This is a genomic window from Streptomyces sp. NPDC046261, assembly GCF_040646235.1.
Taxonomy (GTDB): domain Bacteria; phylum Actinomycetota; class Actinomycetes; order Streptomycetales; family Streptomycetaceae; genus Streptomyces.
Map to the genome: position 1 here is coordinate 77,501 of NZ_JBEYZU010000011.1, position 16,998 is coordinate 94,498.

General features: G+C 71.5%; 14 protein-coding genes. 11 read left to right on the forward strand and 3 right to left on the reverse strand.

Going from position 1 to position 16,998, the window contains the following annotated elements:
- The first annotated feature begins 59 nt into the window (after positions 1-59).
- The 5 genes from ABZ956_RS20455 (at position 60) to ABZ956_RS20475 (ending at position 6,927) form a co-directional block, all read left to right on the forward strand.
- Positions 60-821 (forward strand): NUDIX hydrolase, encoded by a 762-nt coding sequence (locus tag ABZ956_RS20455; RefSeq protein ID WP_361895324.1) that lies wholly within the window; start codon positions 60-62, stop codon positions 819-821.
- A gap of 162 nt (positions 822-983) precedes the next feature.
- A complete protein-coding gene (locus tag ABZ956_RS20460; RefSeq protein WP_361895327.1) occupies positions 984-2,771 on the forward strand; it encodes an ATP-binding cassette domain-containing protein in 1,788 nt (595 codons plus the stop codon).
- A 175-nt stretch (positions 2,772-2,946) separates the two neighbouring features.
- On the forward strand, positions 2,947-3,885 hold the full coding sequence (locus ABZ956_RS20465) for an FCD domain-containing protein (protein WP_361895330.1): 939 nt from the start codon (positions 2,947-2,949) through the stop codon (positions 3,883-3,885).
- A gap of 384 nt (positions 3,886-4,269) precedes the next feature.
- Positions 4,270-5,823 carry an RNA polymerase sigma factor gene (locus ABZ956_RS20470; RefSeq protein ID WP_361895333.1) on the forward strand — a complete coding sequence of 518 codons (1,554 nt, stop codon included), beginning with the start codon at positions 4,270-4,272 and terminating at the stop codon, positions 5,821-5,823.
- A gap of 159 nt (positions 5,824-5,982) precedes the next feature.
- On the forward strand, positions 5,983-6,927 hold the full coding sequence (locus tag ABZ956_RS20475) for a serine protease (protein ID WP_361895336.1): 945 nt from the start codon (positions 5,983-5,985) through the stop codon (positions 6,925-6,927).
- Between the two features lie 151 nt (positions 6,928-7,078).
- On the opposite strand, the gene ABZ956_RS20480 is transcribed toward ABZ956_RS20475, so the two are convergent.
- Positions 7,079-7,309, reverse strand: a complete 231-nt coding sequence (locus tag ABZ956_RS20480) for a hypothetical protein (protein WP_071961820.1) — start codon at positions 7,307-7,309, stop codon at positions 7,079-7,081.
- 431 nt (positions 7,310-7,740) lie between these two features.
- On the opposite strand from ABZ956_RS20480, the gene ABZ956_RS20485 reads away from it, so the two are divergent.
- From ABZ956_RS20485 to ABZ956_RS20500, 4 genes are all read left to right on the forward strand, one after another.
- Entirely contained in the window at positions 7,741-9,861 is a 2,121-nt protein-coding gene (locus ABZ956_RS20485; RefSeq protein ID WP_361895339.1) for a DNA topoisomerase IV subunit B, read from the forward strand.
- Positions 9,862-10,043: 182 nt separating this feature from the next.
- Positions 10,044-10,511 (forward strand): DUF485 domain-containing protein, encoded by a 468-nt coding sequence (locus tag ABZ956_RS20490; protein WP_361895342.1) that lies wholly within the window; start codon positions 10,044-10,046, stop codon positions 10,509-10,511.
- Positions 10,508-12,136 (forward strand): cation acetate symporter, encoded by a 1,629-nt coding sequence (locus ABZ956_RS20495; protein WP_361895345.1) that lies wholly within the window; start codon positions 10,508-10,510, stop codon positions 12,134-12,136. The genes ABZ956_RS20490 and ABZ956_RS20495 overlap by 4 nt, the downstream gene beginning before the upstream one ends.
- A gap of 133 nt (positions 12,137-12,269) precedes the next feature.
- Positions 12,270-12,530: a hypothetical protein gene (locus ABZ956_RS20500; RefSeq protein WP_361895348.1), complete on the forward strand. Its 261-nt coding sequence runs from the start codon at positions 12,270-12,272 to the stop codon at positions 12,528-12,530.
- 21 nt (positions 12,531-12,551) lie between these two features.
- On the opposite strand, the gene ABZ956_RS20505 is transcribed toward ABZ956_RS20500, so the two are convergent.
- Both ABZ956_RS20505 and ABZ956_RS20510 read right to left on the reverse strand, forming a co-directional pair.
- Complete coding sequence (locus ABZ956_RS20505; protein WP_361895351.1) at positions 12,552-13,232, reverse strand: response regulator; 681 nt, start codon at positions 13,230-13,232, stop codon at positions 12,552-12,554.
- Positions 13,229-14,866 (reverse strand): sensor histidine kinase, encoded by a 1,638-nt coding sequence (locus ABZ956_RS20510; RefSeq protein WP_361895354.1) that lies wholly within the window; start codon positions 14,864-14,866, stop codon positions 13,229-13,231. Before ABZ956_RS20510 ends, ABZ956_RS20505 begins: the two co-directional genes overlap by 4 nt.
- Positions 14,867-15,211: 345 nt before the next feature.
- Here ABZ956_RS20510 and ABZ956_RS20515 point away from each other — a divergent pair, with 345 nt between their 5' ends.
- Positions 15,212-16,084 carry an ABC transporter ATP-binding protein gene (locus ABZ956_RS20515; protein WP_361895357.1) on the forward strand — a complete coding sequence of 291 codons (873 nt, stop codon included), beginning with the start codon at positions 15,212-15,214 and terminating at the stop codon, positions 16,082-16,084.
- Positions 16,074-16,949: an ABC transporter permease gene (locus ABZ956_RS20520; RefSeq protein ID WP_361895360.1), complete on the forward strand. Its 876-nt coding sequence runs from the start codon at positions 16,074-16,076 to the stop codon at positions 16,947-16,949. The genes ABZ956_RS20515 and ABZ956_RS20520 overlap by 11 nt, the downstream gene beginning before the upstream one ends.
- The last annotated feature ends 49 nt before the right edge of the window (positions 16,950-16,998 follow it).

Below are 16,998 nucleotides of genomic sequence, written 5' to 3' on the forward strand. Positions count from 1 at the left end.
CCCTGGTGGGCAGCGGCCAAGAGCCTGTTTATCGTCAGGAAGACGACTATGATCGCGTCATGCCCTACGACCCGTCGGCTTTCCCGCCCTTCGCAGTCACCGTCGACCTGGTCGTGCTCACCGTGCGGCGGCACGCGCTGTGTGCGCTGGCCGTACGGCGTGGCGAGCCGCCGTACCAGGGCCGCTGGGCGTTGCCCGGCGGGTTCGTGCGGGGCGACGAGGACCTGGCGACGGCGGCGGCGCGCGAGCTGGCCGAGGAGACCGGGCTGCACGCGCACGACCCCGCGGCGCCCGCGATCGCCAACGCCGCGCACCTCGAGCAGCTCGCCACCTATGGCGACCCCAAGCGCGACCCGCGCATGCGGGTGGTGAGCGTCGCGCATCTGGCGCTCGCGCCCGATCTGCCCGCCCCGCGCCCGGGTGGCGACGCGCGCAGTGTGCGCTGGGCGCCGGTGGAGGATCTGCTGGACCAGGAGGTCGGCTACGGCCGCGAGGACGAGCAGGCCGCGCCGCTGGCCTTCGACCACGCCCGCATCCTCGCGGACGGCGTCGAGCGCGCTCGTTCCAAGATCGAGTACTCCTCGCTGGCCACCGCCTTCTGCCCTCAGGAGTTCACCGTCGGGGAGCTGCGCAGGGTCTACGAAGCGGTGTGGGGCGTGGCGCTGGACCCCCGCAACTTCCACCGCAAGGTCACCGGTACGCCAGGGTTCCTGGTGCCGACGGGCGGGACGACGACACGCCAGGGAGGGCGCCCGGCGCAACTCTTCCGGGCGGGCGGGGCCACTCTGCTCAACCCGCCCATGCTCCGGCCCGAGGCCTAGTGGGGGCCGGGCGGGCGGGGGCGGGGGCTCGTGGGTCCGGCCCGTAAGGACTCGCCCGCACGGATGTGACACGCGTGCCTGAAGGTGTCTACGTTGCGTAGCAAATAGGACATATCGGGTTACGGTGCTGCGGTACGGTCCCGCCGTCCCGCGAGTGAAGCCATGATTCAGGCCATCGGACTGACCAGCGTCCCCCGCCGCCAACAGCCTCCCGTCGTCGACGACCTCACCTTCGAGGCCCGCCCCGGGCGCGTCACCGTCCTGCTCGGCGAGCCCGGAGCGGGCAAGACCACCGCCCTGCGCCTGATGCTGCGCCTCGACCCGGGCCGCGGCGTCGCCCTCTTCCGCGGTCGCACCCTGGACCGGATCCCCCACCCCACCCGCGAGATCGGCGTCCTGCTCGGCGACGTCCCCGGCCACCCCGCCCGCACCGCCCGAGGCCACCTGCGGATGCTCAGCGCGGCCGCCGGGGTCCCCGCCGAGCGCGCCGACGACGTCCTGGAGGTCGTCGGCCTCAGCGGCCTCGCCGACCAGCGCCTCGGTGACTTCTCGCTCGGTATGGACCGCCGCCTCGGCCTCGCCGCGGCCCTGCTCGGCGACCCCCACACGCTCGTCCTCGACGACCCCGCCGAGGGGCTCTCCCCCCGCGAGACCGCCTGGCTCCACGGACTGCTGCGCGGCTACGCCGCCCAGGGCGGCGCCGTGCTCGTCACCTCCCGCGACGCCAAGGAAGCCGGCCGCATCGCAGACCGGGTGGTCACCATCGACCAGGGCCGCCTCATCGCCGACCAGGAGGCCGCCGCCTTCGCCGGCTGCCGGCTGCGCCCCCGCGTCGCCGTCCGGTCACCGCTGGCGAACCGCCTCGCCCACGTCCTCGCCGCGGAGGCCGACAAGGAGAGCGAAGTGACGGGCGGCCCTCCGATCGAGGTGGTGCACGAAGGCGGCAGCCGCATCTCCGTCTACGGCAGCAGCTGCGCGGCCGTGGGCGAGACCGCCTACCGCCACGGCATCCTCGTGCACCGTCTGACCGAGGAGAGCGGCGACACCGGGCCCGTCACCCCCCTGCAGCGCGCCGACGGCCGGCGCACCGACGCCCCGGAACCGGAGGCCGGTGAGCCGGACGAGAGCGCTCCGCAGCCCGTGCCCGCCGCCCGCACCGGCCTCAGCGGCCGCCTCACCGCGCCCGGCCCCGCCTGGCCCCTGCGCTACGAGCTGCGCCGGGCCACGGGCATCAGGACCACCTGGAACGTGGCCGCCGCCGCCCTCGCCGCCTCGCTGGTCGCCTCCGTCCTGCTCGCCCGGACCGGTGCCCCTCCGGCCCTGCGGATGCTCACGGGCTGGCCGGTCTGGCTGCCGCTGCCCCCGGCCGCGTTCGCCGCCGGGCTGCTCGGGGCGCTCGCCTTCGGTCAGGAGTTCCGTTATCCGGCGCTCGCGCCCGACCAGGGCACCGTGCCACGCCGCCTCGGCCTGCTGGGGGCCAAGCTCGCCGTCTCGGCCGTGGCCGCGCTGCTTCTGGCCCTCGCGTGCCTCGTCCTCGACGGCGCCGTCCTGCGGCTCCTCTTCGGCCGTTCCGTGGCCCTCTTCCCCGACGGCTGGGCCACCGCGCTCGCCGGCTGGAGCGGGCTGAGCCTCGGATGCGCCTGGGCGGGGCTGCTCGCCGCGGGTCTCTTCCGGTCCACCGCCCTGGGGCTGGTGGCGGTGCTGGCGGTGCCCACGCTGGTGGTGCCGGTCCTGGGCGGACTGCTCTCGCGGCCGGCCGCCCGTTCGCTGATCGGGCTTCCGGAACGGCTGCGCTCGGCGGCCGTGGTGCAGTGGCCGTCAGGTCTCGATGCCGGAATCTCCGCAGCGCTGCGGCTGATGTCGCAGCCCATCGGCTGGGCCCTGGCCCTGGCGCTGACGGGGCTGCTCGGCGCCTACGTCCTCACCGTGTTCCGTGGCCGGCCGAGGTGATGGCTGTGCTATTGCGCCATGCCGGGCGGCAGCGAACGCAGAGTGACAATCGGTCGGAAGGGGTGGGAGAAAAACACCCACGGCCATTACGCTGCGCAACCCCCCGTTCTCGCAGGGTGCCCGATTCTGTCCGTTTGGACGTCAATTGCGAGGTAATGGGCGATCACCCTTTCGTGTGCTTTTCACCAAAGACCTCAAGGGGCTTCGAGGTGTCGCCGACAAAGGAAGCGTGAGTACCCTTGCGCACACCATGATGACCGCGGCTCGCCCCGCCGACTCCGGCCTCGCCGGCCCGGGCGAGCTAGACCGCTACTCCTACGCGGAGGGCCCCGGGCCCGACCGCGTCGCCTCGCCCGCCTGGGACGGCGAGGCGGAGCTGAGCCGCGCCGGCCGCCGCGCCGCCGGCAGCCGTGGCCGCGGGCTGCACGGCCAGCTCGTACAGCAGCTGGGCCAGATGATCGTCTCCGGTGACCTGGGCGCCGACCGCCCGCTGGTCCCGGAGGAGATCGGACAGCGCTTCGAGGTCTCCCGCACCGTCGTCCGCGAATCCCTGCGCGTCCTCGAGGCCAAGGGCCTGGTCAGCGCCCGGCCCAACGTCGGAACCCGCGTCCGCCCCGTCAGCGACTGGAACCTGCTCGACCCCGACATCATCGAATGGCGGGCCTTCGGGCCGCAGCGCGAGGACCAGCGCCGTGAGCTCTGCGAGCTGCGCTGGACCATCGAGCCGCTGGCCGCCCGGCTGGCCGCGGGCCACGGCCGCGAGGACGTCCAGCAGCGGCTCGCCGACATGGCCGAGATCATGGGTCATGCCCTCGCCCAGGGCGACTCCCTCACCTTCGCCCGCGCCGACGCCGAGTTCCACTCCCTCCTCCTGCAGGTCGCGGGCAACCGGATGCTCGAGCACCTCTCGGGCATCGTCTCCGCGGCCCTGCACGTCTCCGGCGCCTCGGCCGGCGGCTGCGACCGCCCCTCCGAGGCGGGCGTCGGCCAGCACCTGCGGATCGTCGACGCCGTGGCCGCGGGCGACGCCGCCGGCGCCGAGGCGGCGATGCGGCAACTGCTCGTCGCCCACCCGGAGGTCGAGCGCGTGGTGCCCGCGCCCCGCGAGCACTGAGCACGGCGGGGCACCGGACGGGGGCGGTACGTGCGGGACCGCTCGTCCAGCGCGCGCGTACGGCCGTACGCGCGAGCCGGATGGGCCGTTCCGCGCGGCCGCAGACGGCGACCGAGTCGGCGATCTGTCCACTTCAGTGGCTATTCACTCCGTTATGCGGTGTGACTCGGGCCACGAGGATTGGGCGTAACGCTCCTTGAGGCAGCGCGATGACTAAAGAGGTGGTGGCTGCGGAGGGAATACAGGCCTCGTTCGAGGTGCTGTGTTGCTCTGCACTATCGCCCGCGCCGTCGGTTCATCCTTTGCCGACGGTCGTCGGAACCGGTCGCCCCTCCAGGGCCGGCCGGGGCCGGAAGCCGTTTCCATCGTTCCGAGAGGTTGTTCGTGTCGGCCAGCACATCCCGTACGCTCCCGCCGGAGATCGCCGAATCCGAGTCTCTGATGGCGCTCATCGAGCAGGGAAAGGCCGAGGGGCAGATCGCCGGCGACGACGTGCGTCGGGCCTTCGAGGCTGACCAGATTCCGCCAACCCAGTGGAAGAACGTTCTGCGCAGCCTCAACCAGGTCCTCGACGAGGAGGGTGTGACGCTGATGGTCAGTGCCGCAGAGGCGCCCAAGCGCACCCGCAAGAGCGTCGCAGCGAAGAGCCCGGCGAAGCGCACCGCCACCAAGGCCGTTTCCTCCAAGACGGTCACGGCCCGGCAGTCGTCTTCCTCGACGTCCGGCACGTCCGCCCAGGGCGCGTACGACGCCGAGGGCGACGAGGCCGTGGCGCCCGCCAAGAAGACCGCCGCCAAGAAGGCGGTCGCCAAGAAGACGGTGGCCAAGAAGGCCACCGCCAAGAAGACGACGGCCAAGAAGACCGCCGCCAAGAAGGACGCCGACGAGATCCTCGAGGACGAGCTTCTCGAAGAGACTCCCACCCCGGGCAAGGGTGACGACGAGGACGAGAGCGGCGAGACCAAGGGCTTCGTCCTGTCCGACGAGGACGAGGACGACGCTCCCGCGCAGCAGGTCGCGGTGGCCGGTGCCACCGCCGACCCGGTCAAGGACTACCTGAAGCAGATCGGCAAGGTCCCCCTGCTCAACGCCGAGCAGGAGGTCGAGCTCGCCAAGCGCATCGAGGCCGGTCTGTTCGCCGAGGACAAGCTGGCGAACTCCGACAAGCTGGCCCCGAAGCTCAAGCGCGAGCTGGAGATCATCGCCGAGGACGGCCGGCGCGCCAAGAACCACCTGCTGGAGGCCAACCTCCGTCTGGTGGTCTCCCTGGCCAAGCGCTACACCGGCCGCGGCATGCTCTTCCTGGACCTGATCCAGGAGGGCAACCTCGGTCTGATCCGCGCGGTGGAGAAGTTCGACTACACCAAGGGCTACAAGTTCTCCACGTATGCGACCTGGTGGATCCGCCAGGCCATCACCCGCGCGATGGCCGACCAGGCCCGCACCATCCGTATCCCGGTGCACATGGTCGAGGTCATCAACAAGCTCGCGCGCGTCCAGCGCCAGATGCTCCAGGACCTGGGCCGTGAGCCCACCCCGGAGGAGCTGGCCAAGGAGCTCGACATGACCCCCGAAAAGGTCATCGAGGTCCAGAAGTACGGCCGTGAGCCGATCTCCCTCCACACCCCCCTGGGTGAGGACGGCGACAGCGAGTTCGGTGACCTCATCGAGGACTCCGAGGCGGTCGTGCCGGCCGACGCGGTCAGCTTCACGCTTCTGCAGGAGCAGCTGCACTCCGTCCTGGACACGCTCAGCGAGCGTGAGGCGGGCGTGGTCTCCATGCGCTTCGGTCTCACCGACGGTCAGCCCAAGACCCTCGACGAGATCGGCAAGGTCTACGGTGTCACGCGTGAGCGGATCCGTCAGATCGAGTCCAAGACCATGTCGAAGCTGCGTCACCCGTCGCGCTCGCAGGTTCTGCGCGACTACCTCGACTGATCCTGGGGCATCACCCACCGCGACGGTCGATGACAGTCGATCCTTTAAGGGCCCGGTTCCTCTTCGGAGGGGCCGGGCCCTAGGGCTTCCGGATGCGCGGACGCTCTTCCGGGGTGACGCTGGGTAGGCAAATAACTCCGCTGTGTCGGGAGAGTGTGTATGCGCGCCCTGAGGTACCCGCTGGCCGCGGCCGTCGTGCTGCTGTTGGCGGCGGTCCCCGGCCCGCCGGTACGGGCGGTGGACCGCGGGGTCGTCGGGGGTCAGGTCGTGAAGGTGTCCGACGCGCCCTGGATGGTGGCTCTGGCGAGCCGGGACCGGTTCGGCGGCGTACGGTCCGGGCACTTCTGCGGCGGGGCCCTGGTGGGCCGTACAACGGTTGTGACCGCCGCGCACTGTCTGAGCCGTGAGGTGCTCGGGGTCGATGTGGCGGAGGCCAGGGACCTGCGGGTGATCACCGGGCGGGACGATCTGCGCGGCAGTGCGGGCACGGAGATGCCGGTCCGCGCCGTCTGGGTCAATCCGGATTTCAACATGGAGACCAACGCCGGGGACGTGGCCGTCCTCACCCTGGCGGAGCCGGTGCCGGCCGCGCGCGCGATCCCCATGGCGCCGACGGGCGACGCGGCGTACGAGCCGGGTACGGCGGCCGGCGTCTACGGCTGGGGTGATCTGACCGGCAACGGCACCTATGCGCAGACGCTGCGGGGTGCCCGGGTGCTCGTGCTGGCCGACGCGCTGTGCCGGCAGGCATATCCGGGCGGGCCGGAGGGCACGTACCAGCCCGCGACGATGCTCTGCGGCGGACTGCCGCTGGGCGGGCGGGACGCCTGTCAGGGCGACAGCGGGGGACCGCTGGTGGCACGGGGGCGCCTGGTGGGGCTGGTGTCCTGGGGGAGCGGCTGTGCCCAGCCGGGGCGTCCGGGCGTCTATACGCGGATCTCGGCGGTGGCCGCACTGGTGCGGGCGCACAGCGCCGACGCCCTGCCGGAGAAGGCTCCTCCGGCGCGGCAGCCGCCTCTTCCGCCGGCCACCTCACAGCCCAGCGCGCCGCCGGTCCGGCAGCCGCACGCGGCGCTGCGGCCCCATCACCGGGGAGCGAAATGAGCCAGCCCGGGGCGCTGCGACCGTCCGTGGTCGGAGGAGGGTACGAGAGCGGGCGGCCTCCCCGGTGGGGGAGCCGCCCGCGGCTGTCCAGCCCTGGATGGCGGGACCTCGCTCGTCGTGGGATGCGATGTGTCAGCGTTCCGCTGCGGACTCAGCGGTCCTCATCGGACGCGGACGCCGGGACGGCGGTGAGCCGCTCCGTCTCGTCCTGTATCTCCGCGGCGATCTTCTTGAGTTCTGGCTCGAACTTGCGGCCGTGGTGGGCGCAGAAGAGCAGTTCACCGCCGCTCATGAGAACGACGCGCAGGTAAGCCTGAGCGCCGCACCGGTCGCAGCGGTCAGCGGCCGTCAGCGGGCTCGCGGGGGTCAGAACAGTAGTCACGTCGCCTCTTCTCTAGCTCGACGAGCTGTCGTACCAGGGTCAACATCCAACCAGGCCGAAAACGTTCCCGCTCGTGGCTTTTCCTCGAAACTTCCTTCCGAGTGAGCCGGATCTTGACGTTTGGCGGCGAATGAGCCGTATTGCGTGGGCTTACGGTTTCACGTCGCTGGGGGATCGTCCTCCCGGCCGGCTTGCCGGGTTGTTCTTGAGGACGTGCCCGGAGCCTAAATGGTTCATGCCTCGAAGGGAACGTGATGTGCACGTCACCCCATCGGGGTATCGAACACGTGATCTAATCTCGATGAGGGCGGTTGTTCCCGAGGGTGGCGGCACAAAGGCTCTACCAGGCCTCGGTACCCTCTGAACGGCAACCGAGCCACCCATGTGCCCGCAGTCGGGGCAGACAAGAAATTCAGCGAGGAGCGAACCGCGTGACCGCCGAGACGTCCGTGCCGTCCACCGCATTGCTGACCGGGGCAGACCGGGACGGATCCAACTACACCGCGCGGCACCTGCTCGTCCTCGAGGGCCTGGAAGCCGTCCGCAAGCGGCCCGGCATGTACATCGGGTCGACGGACAGCCGTGGCCTGATGCACTGCCTCTGGGAGATCATCGACAACTCCGTCGACGAGGCCCTGGGCGGCTACTGCGACCGCATCGAGGTGATCCTCCACGAGGACGGCTCGGTGGAGGTCCGGGACAACGGCCGCGGCATCCCCGTGGACGTCGAGCCCAAGACCGGCCTGTCCGGCGTCGAGGTCGTGATGACCAAGCTGCACGCGGGCGGCAAGTTCGGCGGCGGTTCGTACGCCGCCTCCGGCGGTCTGCACGGCGTCGGCGCCTCCGTCGTCAACGCGCTGTCGTCGCGGCTGGACGTCGAGGTCGACCGGAACAGCCGGACGCACTCGATCAGCTTCCGCCGCGGTGTCCCCGGCATCTTCACCGAGTCCGGCCCGGACGCCCCCTTCGACCCGGCCAACGGCCTCCTCAAGGGCAAGAAGGTCCCCAAGACCCGCACCGGCACCCGCGTGCGGTACTGGGCGGACCGGCAGATCTTCCTCAAGGACGCCAAGCTCTCCCTGGAGAACCTCTACGGCCGTGCCCGGCAGACGGCGTTCCTGGTGCCGGGCCTGACGATCGTCGTCCGGGACGAGCGCGGTCTCGACGGCCAGGAGAGCACCGAGGAGACCTTCCGCTACGACGGCGGCATCAGCGAGTTCTGCGAGTACCTCGCCCAGGACAAGGCCGTCTGCGACGTGCTGCGGCTGAGCGGCCAGGGCACCTTCAAGGAGACCGTGCCGGTCCTCGACGACCGCGGCCACATGACCCCCACCGAGGTCACCCGTGAGCTCGGCGTGGACATCGCGCTGCGCTGGGGCACGGGCTACGACGCCACGGTGAAGTCCTTCGTCAACATCATCGCCACCCCCAAGGGCGGCACGCACGTGGCCGGATTCGAGCGGTCGATCACCAAGACCGTCAACGAGGCGCTGCGCTCGACCAAGCTGCTGCGGGTCGCCGAGGACGACGTCGTCAAGGACGACGCCATGGAGGGGCTCACGGCGGTCGTGACCGTACGGCTGGCGGAGCCGCAGTTCGAGGGGCAGACCAAGGAGGTGCTGGGCACCTCGGCCGCCTCCCGGATCGTGGCCAACGTCGTCGCGAAGGAGCTCAAGGCCTTCCTGACCTCCACCAAGCGCGACGCCAAGCAGCAGGCCCGGGCCGTGCTGGAGAAGGTGGTGGCCGCCGCCCGCACCCGCATCGCGGCCCGCCAGCACAAGGAGGCCCAGCGGCGGAAGACGGCGCTGGAGTCCTCCTCGCTGCCGGCCAAGCTCGCCGACTGCCGCAGCGACGACGTCGAGCGCAGCGAGCTGTTCATCGTCGAGGGCGACTCGGCGCTCGGCACCGCGAAGCTCGCGCGGAACTCCGAATTCCAGGCGCTGCTGCCGATCCGCGGCAAGATTCTCAATGTCCAGAAGTCGTCGGTCTCCGACATGCTCAAGAACGCCGAGTGCGGCGCGATCATCCAGGTGATAGGAGCCGGTTCGGGCCGTACCTTCGACATCGACGCCGCGCGGTACGGGAAGGTCATCTTCCTCGCCGACGCCGATGTGGACGGCGCGCACATCCGCTGCCTGCTGCTCACGCTGTTCCAGCGCTACATGCGGCCGATGGTGGAGGAGGGCCGGGTCTTCTCGGCGGTGCCCCCGCTGCACCGGGTGGAGCTCACCCGCCCCAAGAAGGGGCAGGACAAGTACATCTACACCTACTCCGACAGCGAGCTGCGGCAGACGCTGCTGGAGCTGGACCGCAAGGGCGTTCCCTACAAGGAGGGCATCCAGCGGTACAAGGGTCTCGGTGAGATGGACGCCGACCAGCTCGCGGAGACCACGATGGACCCGCGCCACCGCACCCTGCGGCGGATCAACATCAGCGACCTGGAGGCCGCGGAGCGCGCCTTCGACCTGCTGATGGGCAACGAGGTGGCGCCGCGCAAGGAGTTCATCACCAACTCCGCCGCCACGCTGGACCGCTCGCGCATCGACGCCTGACCGTCCCCTCCTGCCTTTCCCCCCTTTCCCCGCCTCTTCCCACAGCCTCCCCGGCCCCGCGCCGCAGCGGCGCACGCCATCACCCGATGGTGTGAACGTCCGCTCGTGCGCGGGGCTGGATCTTTCCGGTCTGTCCATTCTTGGGCACGCGGCCAACGGGGTCGGCGACCAAGGAGAGTTCTGTGAGAGAGAGCGACGGGCGCGCTGGTGTAACGGTTCAGCGGACGGCCGGGGCGGAGCGGGCACGGGACGCGGCCGGCATCTACCGGGAGGTCCAGCGCAGCGCGGCGTTCCGGGAAGTGCGCCGCCGCTACCGCCGCTTCGTCTTTCCCGCGACCGCCGCGTTCCTCGGCTGGTACCTGGCGTATGTGCTGGCGGCGACCGCCGCGCCGCGGATGATGGCCCGGCCCGTGGCCGGCGCGCTCAATGTGGCGATGGTCGCAGGTCTCGCCCAGTTCGCCACGACCTTCCTGCTGACCTGGGCCTATGCCCGCCACGCCCGGCTGCGCCGTGACCCGGCGGCGATGGAACTGCGCTGGGCGGTCACCCTGGAGACACTGCAGGGCGGCGGGCGGGAGCGGCGGCTCGCGCTCACCGCCGGCCCGGCGGGCGAGAGCGGCCCGGAGCGGGGCCGGGGTGAGACCCGGTGACCGGCTCCCATCAGGGCCTCGCGCTCCTCCTCTTCTGTGCCGTCGTCCTCGGCACGCTCGCCATCGCCACCTGGGCGGGGCGTGAACGGCAGGGCTCGCCCGAGGAGTTCTACGCGGGAGGACGGCTCTTCTCGCCCCTGGAGAACGGTTTCGCCATCGCCGGCGACTATATGTCCGCCGCTTCCTTCCTCGGTATCTCCGGCCTCATCGCCCTCTACGGCTACGACGGAATGCTCTACTCTGTCGGCTTTCTCGTCGCCTGGCTCGTCGTGCTGTTCCTCGTCGCCGAACTCGTCCGCAACTGCGGCCGGTTCACCCTCGCCGACGTACTGGTCGCCCGGCTGCGCGAGCGCCCGGTGCGTACCGCCGCCGGCATCTCCTCCATCACCGTCTCCGTCCTCTACCTCGTGGCCCAGATGGTCGGCGCGGGCAGCCTGGTGGCCCTGCTGCTGGGCGGCACCGGCGAGCGGGCCCGCGGCTGGACGGTGGTCGTCGTCGGCGCCCTGATGGTCGTCTACGTCACGCTCGGCGGAATGCGGGCCACCACCTGGATCCAGATCGTCAAGGCCGTGCTGCTGACGGGCGGCACGATCGCGCTGACCGTCCTCGTGCTCGTCCGCTTCCACGGCGACGTCGGCGCACTGCTCACCACGGCGGCCGACCGCAGCGGCCACGGCCGTGACTTCCTCGCGCCCGGCCTGAAGTACGGCCACGACCTGACCTCCCGGCTGGACTTCATCAGCCTCGGTCTCGCGCTCGTGCTGGGCACCGCGGGGCTGCCGCACATCCTCGCGCGCTTCTACACCGTGCCCACCGCCCGCGCCGCGCGCCGGTCGGTCGTCTGGTCCATCGCCCTCATCGGCGGCTTCTACCTGATGACCATCGTCCTCGGCTTCGGCGCGGCGGCGGTGCTCGGCAGCGACGCGGTGCGCGCGAGCGGCCCGGCCGGGAACACGGCCGTGCCCCTGCTCGCCCTGGAGCTGGGCGGCGGCGCCGGCTCCACCGGAGGAACGATCCTGTTCGCCGTGGTCGCCGCCATCGCCTTCGCCACCATCCTCGCCGTCGTCGCCGGGGTCACCCTGGCCTCCTCCGCCTCGGTCGCGCATGACCTCTACGCCACGCTGAGCCGCCGCGCGAGCCGTACGGCCCCGACGCGCCGCGCCCGGCCGGGCCGCGGCCCCCGCGGCGAAGTCGCCGTCGCGCGGCTGGCCGCGGCCGGCACCGGACTGGTCGCCATCGGGCTCGGGCTGCTCGCCCAGAACCTCAACGTCGCCTTCCTGGTCGGCCTCGCCTTCGCCGTCGCCGCCTCGGCCAACCTCCCGGTGCTGCTCTACTCGCTCTTCTGGGGCCGATTCACCACCCGGGGCGCCGTCTGGTCGGTCTACGGCGGGCTGATCCCCGCCGTAGCGCTCGTCCTTCTCTCCCCGGTCGTCTCCGGCACCCCCGACGCGATCTTCCCCGGCGCCGACTTCCGGCTCTTCCCCCTGGAGAACCCGGGCCTGGTCTCCGTGCCACTGGGTTTCCTCGCCGGCTGGCTCGGCACCGTCACCTCGCCCGAACCCGCCGACGAGGCCGGCTACGCGGAAGCCGAGGTGCGCTCCCTCACCGGCGCCGGGGCCGCCTGAGCCGGGGACGGCGGTGCCGCACGGCGGCGGGCACGGTATGGCCGGTTCCGGGCGGGCGGAAGCCCGGCCACCGGCTTACGCCCGGGAGAAAGCCGGTGATAGACGTGTGGCACACCCAGCGAAGGAGTCACTCATGCGCAAGCTTGCCGCACCGTTCGCCACCCTCCTGCTGACCTGCGCGGCAGCCCTCACCTTCAGCGCCCCCGCCCACGCCGCCCCGCAGGCCCCGGAGATCGCGGTGGCCACGACATGTCCGGACGTCTGCGCCACGGTGTACGAGCCGGTGCGCTGCAGATTCTCGGACGGTTCCACGGGAACGTTCAGCAACAAGTGCTTCGCGACGATCCACGCCTGCAACCGGGGCATACAGATCGTGAGCTGCGCCCGTATCTGACCGATCGCCGCCCGGAAGCGGTCAGTTACGCCCCGACCAGGCGTAGCGGTGCTCCGGGCGGCCCGTTTCGCCGTACTTGAGCGTCAGGCTGAGCCGGCCCGACTCCTCCAGCCGTTTGAGATACCGCTGGGCCGTCGACCGGCTCAGCCCCGACCGCTGCGCCACCTCGTGCGCCGACAGGGGCCGCGCCGCGTCCGACAGGACCCGCCGGATCAGCTCGGCGGTCGGCGCCGAGTGGCCCTTGGGCAGGGGCGTGGCGGCCGAGGCCGTGCGCAGGGCGCCGAAGATCCGGTCGACCTGGTCCTGCTCCGCCTCCTCGGCGCCCTCGAACGTCCGGCGCAGCCGCGCGTACGCCTCCAGCTTCACCCGCAGGCCCGCGAAGGAGAACGGCTTCACCAGATACTGCAGGGCGCCGTAGCGCATCGCCGTGCGTACGGTCGTGATGTCGCGGGCGGCGGTGACCATGATGACGTCCGTGTGATGGCCCAGCTGCCGGACGCGGCGGATGAGCGACAGGCCGGTCTCGTCGGGCAGATAGTGGTCGAGCAGCATCAGATCGATGCCGCCGCGCTCCAGCAGCGCCAGTGCCTGCGCCGCGTTGTGGGCGGTGGCCCGTACCCGGAAGCCGGGCACGCGGGCCACGTACGCCGCGTTGATCTCGGCGACGCGGAAGTCGTCGTCCACGACCATGACCTCGATCACCTGCTCACTCCTTCGAGGGATCGTGAGGCGTGCGGTGCCCGGCCCGCCGGACGCAGCGCCTCCGGCAGTTCCACCGTGAACACCGCTCCACCGCCTTCCCGTTCCGTCACCCGGGCCGAGCCGCCGTACCGTTCGGCCAGCCGCCGCACGAGCGAGAGGCCCAGGCCCCGGGGCCGGTGCGGGGACTCGGCCTTCTTGGTGGACCAGCCGTCGGCGAACACCAGCTCCCGCGCCTCGGCCGGCACGCCGGGGCCGTTGTCCGAGACGCTCACCACGGCCGTGGTGCCCACCGTGCGCACGTCGACCTCCACGAACGCGTCCGCGCGGTGCCGGCCGGCCGCGTCGAGCGCGTTGTCGACGAGGTTGCCGAGGACGGTGACCAGGTCCCGCGGGTCCACCACCCCGTCGGGCAGGTGCGTGCGATCGCTGACCCGCAGGGCCACGCCGCGTTCCGCCGCGACCGCGCTCTTGCCCACCAGCAGCGCGCTGACCAGCGGTTCGTGCACCCGCTCGGTCACCTGCTCGGCGGTGGCCCGGTGGGCACCCGTCACTTCCGCCACGAACTCGACGGCCTCCTCGTACAGTTCCAGCTCCAGCAGCCCGACGATGGTGTGCAGCCGGTTGGCGTGCTCGTGGTCCTGGGCGCGCAGGGCCTCGGTCAGCCCGCGCGTACCGTCCAGTTCCCGGCCGAGCTGCTCCAGTTCCGTACGGTCGCGGAGCGTGGCCACGGTGCCGCCGTCGGCGGTGTCCATCCGGTTGGCGACCAGCACCCGGCCGTCCCGGACGGTCAGCAGGTCCGTGCCCGTCACGCGCCCCGCCAGGACGTCCGTGGTCCGGCCGGGCGGCAGGACCGCGTCCAGCGGCTGCCCGATGGCGTCCGGCCCGAGGCCGAGCAGGCGCTGGGCCTCGTCGTTGACCAGCCGTACGCGGCCGCGCCGGTCGAGCGCGACGACGCCCTCGCGGATGCCGTGCAGGATCGCCTCGCGCTCGTCGAGGAGCGCGGAGATCTCGGAGAGTTCGATGCCGTGGGTGCGCTTGCGCAGCCGCAGCGAGACGGCGAAGGCCGCCAGCGCGCCGGCCGCGAGCGCGGCACCGGCGTACACGAGCAGTCCGGGCAGGGCGTGCAGCAACACGTCGCGTACGTCGTCGTAGGCGATGCCGACGGAGACGGCGCCGACGATGGCTCCCTCGCCGTCGCGCAGGGGCACCTTGCCGCGGGCGGAGCGGCCGAGGGTGCCGTTCTCGATGCCCGTCCACTCGTGCCCGCTCAGGGCGGCGCCGGGGTCGGTGCTGACGTGCCGGCCGATCTCGGCGGGCGTGGTGTGGGAGTGGCGGATGCCCTGGGTGTCGACGACCACGACGTAACTGGCGTCCGTGGCCCGGCGGATGCGCTCGGCGGCCACCTGGACCGGGCCGTCGGGGACGGGCCGGCCGGCGAGGACGTCGTGGGCGATGCCGGGCTGGGCGGCGGTGGCCTGGGCGATGGCCAGCGCCCGGTGCTCGGCCTGCTCGTCGAGCTGGGCGCCCAGCGGCCGCAGGAAGAGCCCGGCGGTGAGGGCGATGACGCCCGTGGTGATCAGGAGCTGGACGGAGAGGACCTGCGCGAAGACGCGCCGGGGCCACCAAAGGCGCATGCGTGTCCCTTTCGTCTTCGGTTCGTCGTCCGGGGCCGCCGGCCGGCGCGAACGCCCGTCACCGACGAACGGCGGCCCGCCACCAGCACACAAGACCGCTGCATGATCACGAACGCCGTCGATGTGAACCGAACGTAGCCGGACGATGGCCTCTTGTGTCGCCCCCGTGTCGTATTTGTTGTTCTATCGCGAGCAAAACGAGCAGAACAGGCTTCGTGCGCTCAAGCCGCACAGCGCTCACAAGACTGCCCCTGTGGCCTGCGCCACTCCTAACCTCCAGCACCGGTTGCCCCGCACCGGACCGCGGGGCCGAACACCGAAGACCCGGGCACCGGAGGCGGACGGATGAACAGCGGCACCCCACGTGATACCTCCCCGGACGCGCCCTCGGGTGGTGTGGCGGCCATCGAACTGCGGGGTGCGAGCAAGGTGTTCCGCACGCCCTCGGGGGCGGCGCACACGGCCGTGAGGGACCTCGATCTCACCGTGGCCCGGGGCGAGTTCGTCGCGGTCGTCGGCCCGACCGGATGCGGGAAGTCCACGACGCTCACCCTGGTCAGCGGCCTGGAGGAGCCCACCGAGGGCGAAGTCCTCGTCGGCGGCGAGGCGGTGAGCGGCATCAGGCCCGACGTCGGCTTCGTCTTCCAGCAGGACGCCGTCTTCCCCTGGCGCACGGTGCTCTCCAACGTCATGGCCGGGCCACGCTTCCGCGGCGTGCCCAAGGCGCAGGCGCGCGAGCGGGCCCGCGACTGGCTCGGACGGGTGGGGCTCGCCGCGTTCGAGGACCGCTATCCGCATCAGCTCTCCGGAGGTCAGCGCAAGCGCGTGGCGCTGGCGCAGACCTTCGTCAACGAGCCGGAGATCCTCCTCATGGACGAGCCGTTCTCGGCGCTCGACGTGCAGACCAGGGCGCTGATGTCGGACGAGCTGCTGGAGCTGTGGGGCGGCGGCACCGCCTCCGGCGCCACCTCCGCCGCCTCCGTCGTCTTCGTCACCCACGACCTGGAGGAGGCCATCGCGCTCGCCGACAAGGTCGTGGTGATGACCGCCGGCCCGGCCACCGTCAAGCAGGTCTTCCCGGTGGACCTTCCCCGGCCGCGCAAGGTCGAATCCGTGCGCCTGGAGCCGCAGTTCATCGAGATCTACCGGGAAATCTGGTCCTCCCTCGGCGAGGAAGTCCGCATCACCCGCGAGAGGGGTGCCTCACGTGTCGCTTGAGTCCGCCGAGTCACTTGTTGCCACCACCGCACTGAAGGTGGGCAAGAACCGGACCGAGAGCCGGGCGAAGGCCGCGCGCAAGCGCCGGTTCGCCGTCCTCGGCGCCCGCGTGCTGCTGCTCGTCGCACTGCTGACCGCCTGGGAGGTCATGGCCCGCACCAAGACCATCGACCCCTTCAACTTCTCGATGCCCTCGAAGATCTGGGACCAGATCGCGCAGTGGACGATGCACGGCACCACCCAGGGCTCGCTCGGCGAACAGGTCTGGTACACGCTCTACGAGGCCCTGATCGGCTGGGGCGTCGGCGTGAGCGCCGGCGTGGTGCTGGGCATCGTGCTGGGCCGCGTGCCCTTCCTCGCCGATGTCTTCGGCCCGTACATCAAGGTCCTCAACGCGGTGCCCAGGATCGTCCTGGCACCGATCTTCCTGATCTGGTTCGGCCTGGGCCCCGCCTCCAAGGTCGCCTCGGCCGTGGTCCTGGTCTTCTTCCCCGTCTTCTTCAACGCCTTCCAGGGCGCCCGCGAAGTGGACCGCAATCTCGTCTCCAACGCCCGCATCCTGGGCGCCAGCAACCGGCGGGTGACGCTCCAGGTCGTCGTCCCCTCCGCCACCTCCTGGATCTTCACCAGCCTGCACGTCAGCTTCGGCTTCGCCCTCATCGGAGCCATCGTCGGTGAGTTCATCGGCGCGGAGAAGGGCATCGGCCTGCTCGTCGCCCAGTCCCAGGGCACGTTCAACTCGGCCGGCGTGTACGCGGCGATGGTCATCCTCGCCGTCGTCGCCCTCCTCGCCGAGGGGCTGCTGACCTTCCTGGAGAAGCGGCTCTTCCGCTGGAAGCCCGCCGCGCGCGGCGGCGAGCGCTGACCCTCCCCACCACCCGACCCTCACCCCCCACTCCACCGTAAGGAACGGA

Bases quoted from the DNA above. Each gene is read 5' to 3' on its own strand.
- ABZ956_RS20455 (WP_361895324.1), top strand. From the start codon at position 60: ATGCCCTACGACCCGTCGGCTTTCCCGCCCTTCGCAGTCACCGTCGAC.
- ABZ956_RS20460 (WP_361895327.1), top strand. From the start codon at position 984: ATGATTCAGGCCATCGGACTGACCAGCGTCCCCCGCCGCCAACAGCCT.
- ABZ956_RS20475 (WP_361895336.1), top strand. From the start codon at position 5,983: ATGCGCGCCCTGAGGTACCCGCTGGCCGCGGCCGTCGTGCTGCTGTTG.
- ABZ956_RS20500 (WP_361895348.1), top strand. From the start codon at position 12,270: ATGCGCAAGCTTGCCGCACCGTTCGCCACCCTCCTGCTGACCTGCGCG.
- ABZ956_RS20510 (WP_361895354.1), bottom strand. From the start codon at position 14,866: ATGCGCCTTTGGTGGCCCCGGCGCGTCTTCGCGCAGGTCCTCTCCGTC.
- ABZ956_RS20515 (WP_361895357.1), top strand. From the start codon at position 15,212: ATGAACAGCGGCACCCCACGTGATACCTCCCCGGACGCGCCCTCGGGT.